The organism is Agathobacter sp. LCP21S3_B2 (genome assembly GCF_052118705.1).
Lineage (GTDB): Bacteria > Bacillota > Clostridia > Lachnospirales > Lachnospiraceae > Roseburia.
Genome location: NZ_JBQKGQ010000027.1, coordinates 22,195 through 29,334, shown reverse-complemented (window position 1 = coordinate 29,334; position 7,140 = coordinate 22,195). Strand labels below are relative to the sequence as shown.

General features: G+C 43.2%; 4 protein-coding genes. 3 read left to right on the top strand and 1 reads right to left on the bottom strand.

The features are described from left to right. The first annotated feature begins 280 nt into the window (after positions 1 to 280). Positions 281 to 1,810, top strand: a complete 1,530-nt coding sequence (gene clpX, locus ACTQ1L_RS14530) for an ATP-dependent Clp protease ATP-binding subunit ClpX (RefSeq protein WP_441367911.1) — start codon at positions 281 to 283, stop codon at positions 1,808 to 1,810. A gap of 176 nt (positions 1,811 to 1,986) precedes the next feature. Here clpX and ACTQ1L_RS14525 read toward each other — a convergent pair whose 3' ends face one another. Continuing rightward, positions 1,987 to 3,246, bottom strand: coding sequence for an IS110 family transposase (locus ACTQ1L_RS14525; RefSeq protein WP_441367910.1), 1,260 nt, complete (start codon positions 3,244 to 3,246; stop codon positions 1,987 to 1,989). 315 nt (positions 3,247 to 3,561) lie between these two features. Between ACTQ1L_RS14525 and ACTQ1L_RS14520 the strand changes: the two genes are divergently transcribed. Together ACTQ1L_RS14520 and ACTQ1L_RS14515 are read left to right on the top strand one after the other, a co-directional pair. Beyond that, positions 3,562 to 4,626: a metallophosphoesterase family protein gene (locus tag ACTQ1L_RS14520; protein WP_441367909.1), complete on the top strand. Its 1,065-nt coding sequence runs from the start codon at positions 3,562 to 3,564 to the stop codon at positions 4,624 to 4,626. Between the two features lie 3 nt (positions 4,627 to 4,629). Continuing rightward, a complete protein-coding gene (locus ACTQ1L_RS14515; RefSeq protein ID WP_441367907.1) occupies positions 4,630 to 7,038 on the top strand; it encodes an ATP-binding protein in 2,409 nt (802 codons plus the stop codon). Positions 7,039 to 7,140 lie beyond the last annotated feature (102 nt).

The window sequence follows — 7,140 nt, the reverse complement described above, 5'->3', positions numbered from 1 at the left end:
CCGTCGGTGATTAACCCACAGCATTTATTTTTTGACCTGTCAAGGATGGCGGCAGGATGGCGATAACCTAAAACATTTGGGGCTAAACCCATAAGAAAAATGATTGACCCAAATTATTTGTGGAAGATAGATATTAAGAAAATGGAACCGGCAGGTCTTTTGATCTGTCGGTTCTTTTTTTTAAAAGCGCCTCAGCTTGCTTGCATGCATTTATTCAGTAGTGTATAATAGTGAAATGGCTGATAAAGCAGCCAAATGATACAAAGGCGGTAATTCACCTATGAATAATGATGATTTCAAGGAAGTACCTGACAATATTCAGGATAATAATGAAGAAACTACAAATAACATAGATAATACAAACGATAACAAGTCAAACGACTACGAGGATGTCTGCTACATCTGCCGCAGACCGGAGAGCGTGGCAGGCAAGATGATACATATCCAGCCGAACCTGTGCATCTGCAGCGATTGTATGCAAAAGACCTTTGACTCCATGAGCAATGGTAATTTTGGCAACCTCGGAAATCTGGGAAATATAAGCAATATGGATTTTGGCAATATGCCCAATATCAGCATGATAAATTTGTCAGATCTGACAGGAGGCATACCAAACAGCCAGAAGCTTAAGAAGAAAAAACCAAAGGAAGAGAAAAAGGTCGAGCCGATTCTTGACATTCACTCAATTCCTGCACCGCATAGGATTAAGGCGAGTCTTGATGACTATGTGGTAGGTCAGGAGCATGCAAAGAAGGTCATGTCGGTTGCAGTATATAACCACTACAAGCGTGTCATGGCTGACAATAAGCATAAGGCGCAGGAAGAGAATACAACTGCAAAGCAGGCTTCAAATAAATATGATGGTGTGGAGATTGAGAAATCTAATATGCTCATGATCGGACCTACAGGTTCAGGAAAGACATATCTCGTAAAGACTCTTGCAAAGCTTTTAGATTTGCCACTTGCCATAACAGATGCCACATCACTTACTGAGGCCGGATATATCGGTGACGATATTGAAAGTGTGGTAAGTAAGCTGCTTGCGGCTGCAGATAATGACGTGGAGAGAGCTGAGCACGGTATCATTTTTATAGATGAGATAGACAAGCTTGCAAAGAAGAGAAATGCCAACCAGCGTGATGTGAGCGGAGAGTCCGTGCAGCAGGGTATGCTTAAGCTTTTAGAGGGTTCAGAGGTTGAGGTGCCGGTTGGTGCCAGCAGCAAGAATGCCATGGTTCCGATGACCACAGTTGACACGAGAAATATTCTCTTTATATGCGGAGGTGCTTTCCCGGGACTTGAGGATATCATAAAGGAGCGCCTGAACAAGGAGGCTTCTATAGGCTTTAAGGCTGATTTGAAGGACAAGTATGATGGGGATGAGAACCTGCTCATGCAGGCAACTGTTGAAGATATCCGCAAATTCGGAATGATTCCTGAGTTTATCGGACGACTTCCTATCATGTTCTCACTTGAGGCGCTCACCGAGGATATGCTTGTAAAGATATTGAAGGAGCCAAAGAATGCCATTATCAAGCAGTATCAGAAGCTCCTTGAGATGGATGAGGTAAGGCTTGAGTTCGACGATGATGCGCTTTATGCCATCGCCAAGATGGCAAAGGAAAAGAAGGTCGGAGCCAGAGCCCTTCGTGCGATTATAGAGGATTTCATGCTCGATATCATGTATGAGATACCAAAGGATGACAATATCGGCACGGTTACAATCACTAAGGACTATGTGGAGAAGAAGGGCGGCCCGCTCATTCAGATGAGAGGTACACCTGAGCTTGCAGACAGTCAGCATGTTTAATTGTTAAAGGATTGTAACTATTCAGCACAGAAATATGAGGTAACGCATATTTCGTAAGAGAGGAATTGGAAGTTTGAAACAAATAAGTAGAAGACAGACAAGAAATAAAGGGCATAGCAAATAAACCATCTTTCGGTGGTATAAAAATCAAATATAAATATAGACACAACACCTAATCAGGTAACATGAACAGCATCATCTTTGATGATATATCCTCGTTGTTTAAGTAGATTAAGTGCCTGTGAAGTGGTTAATACTTTTGAATCGTTCACAGGACGTGACTCAAGAAAGCCTTCTGGTGTATATGGTTTTAAATCTGTGAGTATGTGCCAGATAGCGGTCAGGATCATACGACAGATGGCAATGATAGCTTTCTTGTGACCATGGCGTGCTTTTATACGTTTGTAACGGGTAGTAAATTCAGGATGTTTCTTGGATTTGATTAAAGCATTTGCAATTTGCACCAAAATTGGTTTAAAATAAGAACCAGCACGGGAAATCCTAGTGGATTTGATTTTTTGATTGCTTTGATCATTACGAGGACAACATCCAGCCCATGAAACGAGGTTTTTAGCTGTGGGGAAGACAGACATATCACCTCCGATTTCAGAAAGCACCTGAATGGCAGTCATTGGGTTCTTATCGAATCCTGGTATGGTTCGTATAAGCTTAAGGACTTCTTCGTATTTATCACTGAGACGAAAGATTTCCCGTTCTATTTCAGCTTGATGCTTTTCTAATTCATCGATGTGATTCAGACATTGTCTAAGCTTTACAGCTTGTTCCGTAGAGATAGCACCATCAATAGCAGCCTGTATTTCTTCAATAGGAGTTTTACACCTGCTATCCACAAAAGGTGTTACATCAAAAGTTTCCCCAGGGTGTTGTAAAATCTGTTCCGTAATGGAGCGGGATGATTTTCCAAATATATCAGAAAAGACATCGTCCAGCTTTAAGTTGGATACAGTAAGACAGTTATGAGCACGATTCTTCTCACCGGTAATCATACAGGTAAGTTTGTATCGGTATCTTACAAGATCTCTTAATTGACGGATGTCAGCAGGTGGAATAAAAGAAGGTTTAACCATTCCGCACATATATAAATCACAAATCCACTTGGCATCCTTACGATCCGTCTTGTTGCCTTTTTGAGGCTTGGTATATTTGGGGTGGGAAAGAGTAACCCAAATGTTATTCTTCTCCAAGATATTAAAAACAGGAATCCAATACTTACCGGTAGATTCCATGCAAACATCAGTACAGTTGTATTTGGCAAGCCAATTGCACAACTCTTGCAAACCTTTAGTAAAAGAAGAAAAGCGAGCCTGCTTATATTCTGTACGATTATTTGGATCAGTAATACCGATACAGGCATAGATCCAAGTTTTGTGGACATCAAGTCCGCAACAGTTATTTTTGAGAATTTTAAACGACAATAAAATAACCTCCTGATGATTTATAGTTATAAAACTGACAGTGACTGGTCATCCGGCAAAATCGAGTCGACTTTGGAAGAGATAAGTTTACGGGCTACTGTTATGCGCCAATCATTGATGCCTTAACGGATGACCGACAACATATAAAAATGCGAGGTCGCCGCTATACAGCCCCGCCACTCACCTCCACGTGTTCTGTAGTGTGTCAGTCTTATAAAACAATTATAACAGGAGACAGATAGATTAGAAAAGCGAAAGGTAGCCAACGTGTTTCATGATACATTGGTACCTTTCGCAGAAAGGCGGATTATAAAAATGAAAATTATCCACTGTGCAGACCTGCATCTGGATTCGAAGATGACCTCGAATCTGTCAAAGGAGCAGGCAAAAGAGAGAAAAATGGAAATACTGCGTACATATTCAAGGATGATAGAGTACGCCAAAAATAACGATGTAAAGGGGATTATCATAGCAGGCGATTTATTTGACACGAGAAATGTGTCAGCGACTGCCAGAAATCTGGTAAAGGATTCGATTACGTCAAATCCGGATATCGATTTCTATTATCTTAAGGGTAATCACGACTCGGACAATTTCATATCGAAGCTCGATGAAATCCCTGACAACCTTAAGCTTTTTTCTAATCAGTGGACCTCATACAGCTATGGAAATATCACAATAACAGGTCTTGAGATAGACAAGTCTAACCAGGCTGCCATGTACAATTCTCTTGTGCTCGACAATGACAATTACAACGTTGTCACTCTCCACGGACAGCTCGGTGATGAGATTTCCACAGGCGACCTTAAGAATAAGGGCATTGATTATCTCGCGCTCGGTCATGTGCATGAGTATCAGAGCGGACAGCTTGACAACCGTGGCATGTACTGCTACAGCGGCTGTTTAGAGGGAAGAGGCTTTGATGAGTGTGGACAAAAGGGCTTTGTGGTGCTTGATATAGATGATGAGAAGCTCACGGCAGGCTTTAGCTTTGTACCGTTTGCGTACAGGAGCCTCTACACGCTGTATGTGGATGTGACAGGAGCCATGACCACACAGGATGTGGCTGTGAAGATGGAAAAAGCCATTTCGGACAGTGAATATTCATCGAGAAGCATGGTAAAGTTCGTGCTTGTAGGTGAGGTGGACGTGGATTGTGAGATAAACACAGATTTCCTCAAGGATATGTTCGAGGAATATTTCTACTATGAAAAGGTGTATGATGAGACAAGACTTCTCATCAATTACAGTGAATACGAAAAGGATGCATCACTTAAGGGTGAGTTCATACGGATGGTGCTTGGCTCAGATATGACCGAGGAGCAGAAGTCTGAGGTCATCAGGTGTGGTATATCGGCGCTTAGCGGGGAGGAGATTTAGAAATTGAAATTAATAGCTTGTCACATAAACAACTTCGGAAAGCTGTCCGATTTTAATATCAATTTCAATGATGGAGTCAATGTCATAAACCAGCCAAACGGCTGGGGAAAGAGTACACTTGCGGCTTTTTTGAAGGCTATGCTGTACGGCTTTGATACGAAAAAGGAGCCGGGCGCCTTTGAGAGGGAAAGAAAGCTCTATAAGCCATGGCAGGGCGGCACTTATGGTGGAGAGCTTGATTTTGAGGCCGATGGAGTGGAGTACAGACTTGTAAGGACCTTTGGCCTCACAGAAAAGCAGGATGATTTTCACTTATACAGGCTTGCAACCATGGTTGAGTGTGATGATTTTTCACCACTGCTTGGAGAGGAGCTTTTTGACCTCGACCGCAGCTCGTTCAAGAGAACGATATACATAGCGCAGGCAGACTGCATGTTTTCGTCATCAGACAGCATCAGCGCAAAGCTTGGCAATATGGCGGAAAATACAAATGACATCAACAACTTCGAGTCGGCGACAGCGGACATTAAGGATATGATGAACAAGATGTCACCAAACCGTATCACAGGCTCCATCAAAAAGCGTGTAAATACACTCACAGCCTTGGAACAGGAGCTTAAGAAGTATCAGGCCGCGGATGAGGCGGCAGCACAGCTTTCACAGAAAATAGATGAGAAAACTGCCCAGAAGAAGGAGCTTACCGGTATCAGAGCCGAGTACGGCAGGGCGCTTCAGGTGGCATCTGAGGACAGCAGAAAGCAGGCACTTCGTGAAAACTACGAGCAGCTTTGTGCCGTTGCAAAGGAGAAAGAGAGCATTTACAATGCTGCATCGGCAGTTTTTGGAGACAAAGCACCGGATGAGGCAGAGCTTTTGGAAAAGACAAAGCAGGCCGGAGAGCTTGAAAGCTTAAAGGCTGTAGAAGATAATCTGAGCTTTACGCCTGAGGAGGAGCAGTATTTAGATACACTTTCAGGTATGTTTAAGGATGGTGTGCCATCTGATGATGGTCTTGATGAGATGCAAAAGAAGATTGCAAACATCCAGAGTGTCAAGAATGAGTACAGCCACATGGAGCTCAAGCTCTCGCAGATGACCTCCATTGCACAGATGGCAGATGATGAGGAGGAGCCGGAGGCACCGGAGAAGACAAAGCTTGTACCTGCAGGTATTGTGATTATGGTTATAGGCCTTTTGGCAGCGGTTGTTGCCACAGCATTCAGCCTGAATGAGAAGTACAATGTGAAGGAAATCATGCTTCTGGCAATCGGTATAGCGGGAATCACTATGGCATTTTGCGGTGTTGTCATGATGGTCTATGGAATCCGTCTGAACAACAAAAAGCAGAGAGCATACATCAGGCTTATGGCTGAGCGTGAGGAAAATATAAAGCAGAAGGAGATACCGATTCAGGAATTAAAGGAGCAGCTTGAGCAGATCCAAAGCGGCATTACATCAATGGAGCATGAGGTATCGCAGTTTTTTGACAGCTTTTCGATTGAAGCAGATGAATCGCAGTATCAGGAGAAGCTTTATGAGCTTCGAACAAAGGTTCATGACTACAGTCGTTTCAACGAGCAGATAGGAAAGCGCGCCAAGACAAAGGCTGACTATGAGAAGGCAAAGGCTTCGCTTGATGAGTATTTAAGTCTCTATGGATATGACAGTACTACAGAATATACACAGACACTTTCACAGATGAAAAAGCAGCTCGCAGAGGTCGGCTTTGCAAAGGAAAATATGGACAGTGCTCTTCAGAAGAAAACGCAGTTTGAGAATGACAACGATATGGACAAGCTTCTTGCACCAAATGAGTGTCCGTATACACTTGATGAGCTTAATGAGATGATTTCAAAGGTGGAATGCAGCCTCGATGAAATCAGGGCATCCTTAGTGCAGTACGGCAGACAGATGGATGATCTGCAGGAGCAGCTTGATATGAGGGATGAAAAGGAGCAGGAGTATCGCAACTGCAAGCAGATACAGGCTGAGGAAAAGCATAAGTACGAGATACTTGGGCTTACATCAGACTATCTGACCAGGGCAAGGGAGCAGTTTACTGCCAGATACATGGCGCCTATTTCCAATGGATTCCAGAAGTACTTCGGTATCCTGACAGAAAATACAGACAGAGACTGGCAGGTGGATGCCAATATTTCAATAAGGATGAAGGAGCAGGGGCAGCTTCGCGATGTGAGAACCATGTCGGCAGGCTACAAGGACCTGATAGGCATATGTATGCGTTTTGCGCTTGTGGATGCGATGTATCCGGGCGAGAAGCCGTTCCTCATACTTGACGATCCGTTTGTGAATCTGGATGATGAGAAGCTTGCTCGAGGCAGAAGGCTGCTTGCCGTGCTTTCGCAGGATTACCAGGTGATTTATTTTACATGTCATGGAAGTCGCGAGTAAATTTTGGTCGAAGCTTTGTTTATATTAGATAAATATGGTAGCATATTTTTATTTATAGAATATAATTATATGAGGGTCAAAATATCTTTTGACCCTCATATT

Bases quoted from the DNA above. Each gene is read 5' to 3' on its own strand.
- ACTQ1L_RS14520 (WP_441367909.1), top strand. From the start codon at position 3,562: ATGAAAATTATCCACTGTGCAGACCTGCATCTGGATTCGAAGATGACC.
- clpX (WP_441367911.1), top strand. From the start codon at position 281: ATGAATAATGATGATTTCAAGGAAGTACCTGACAATATTCAGGATAAT.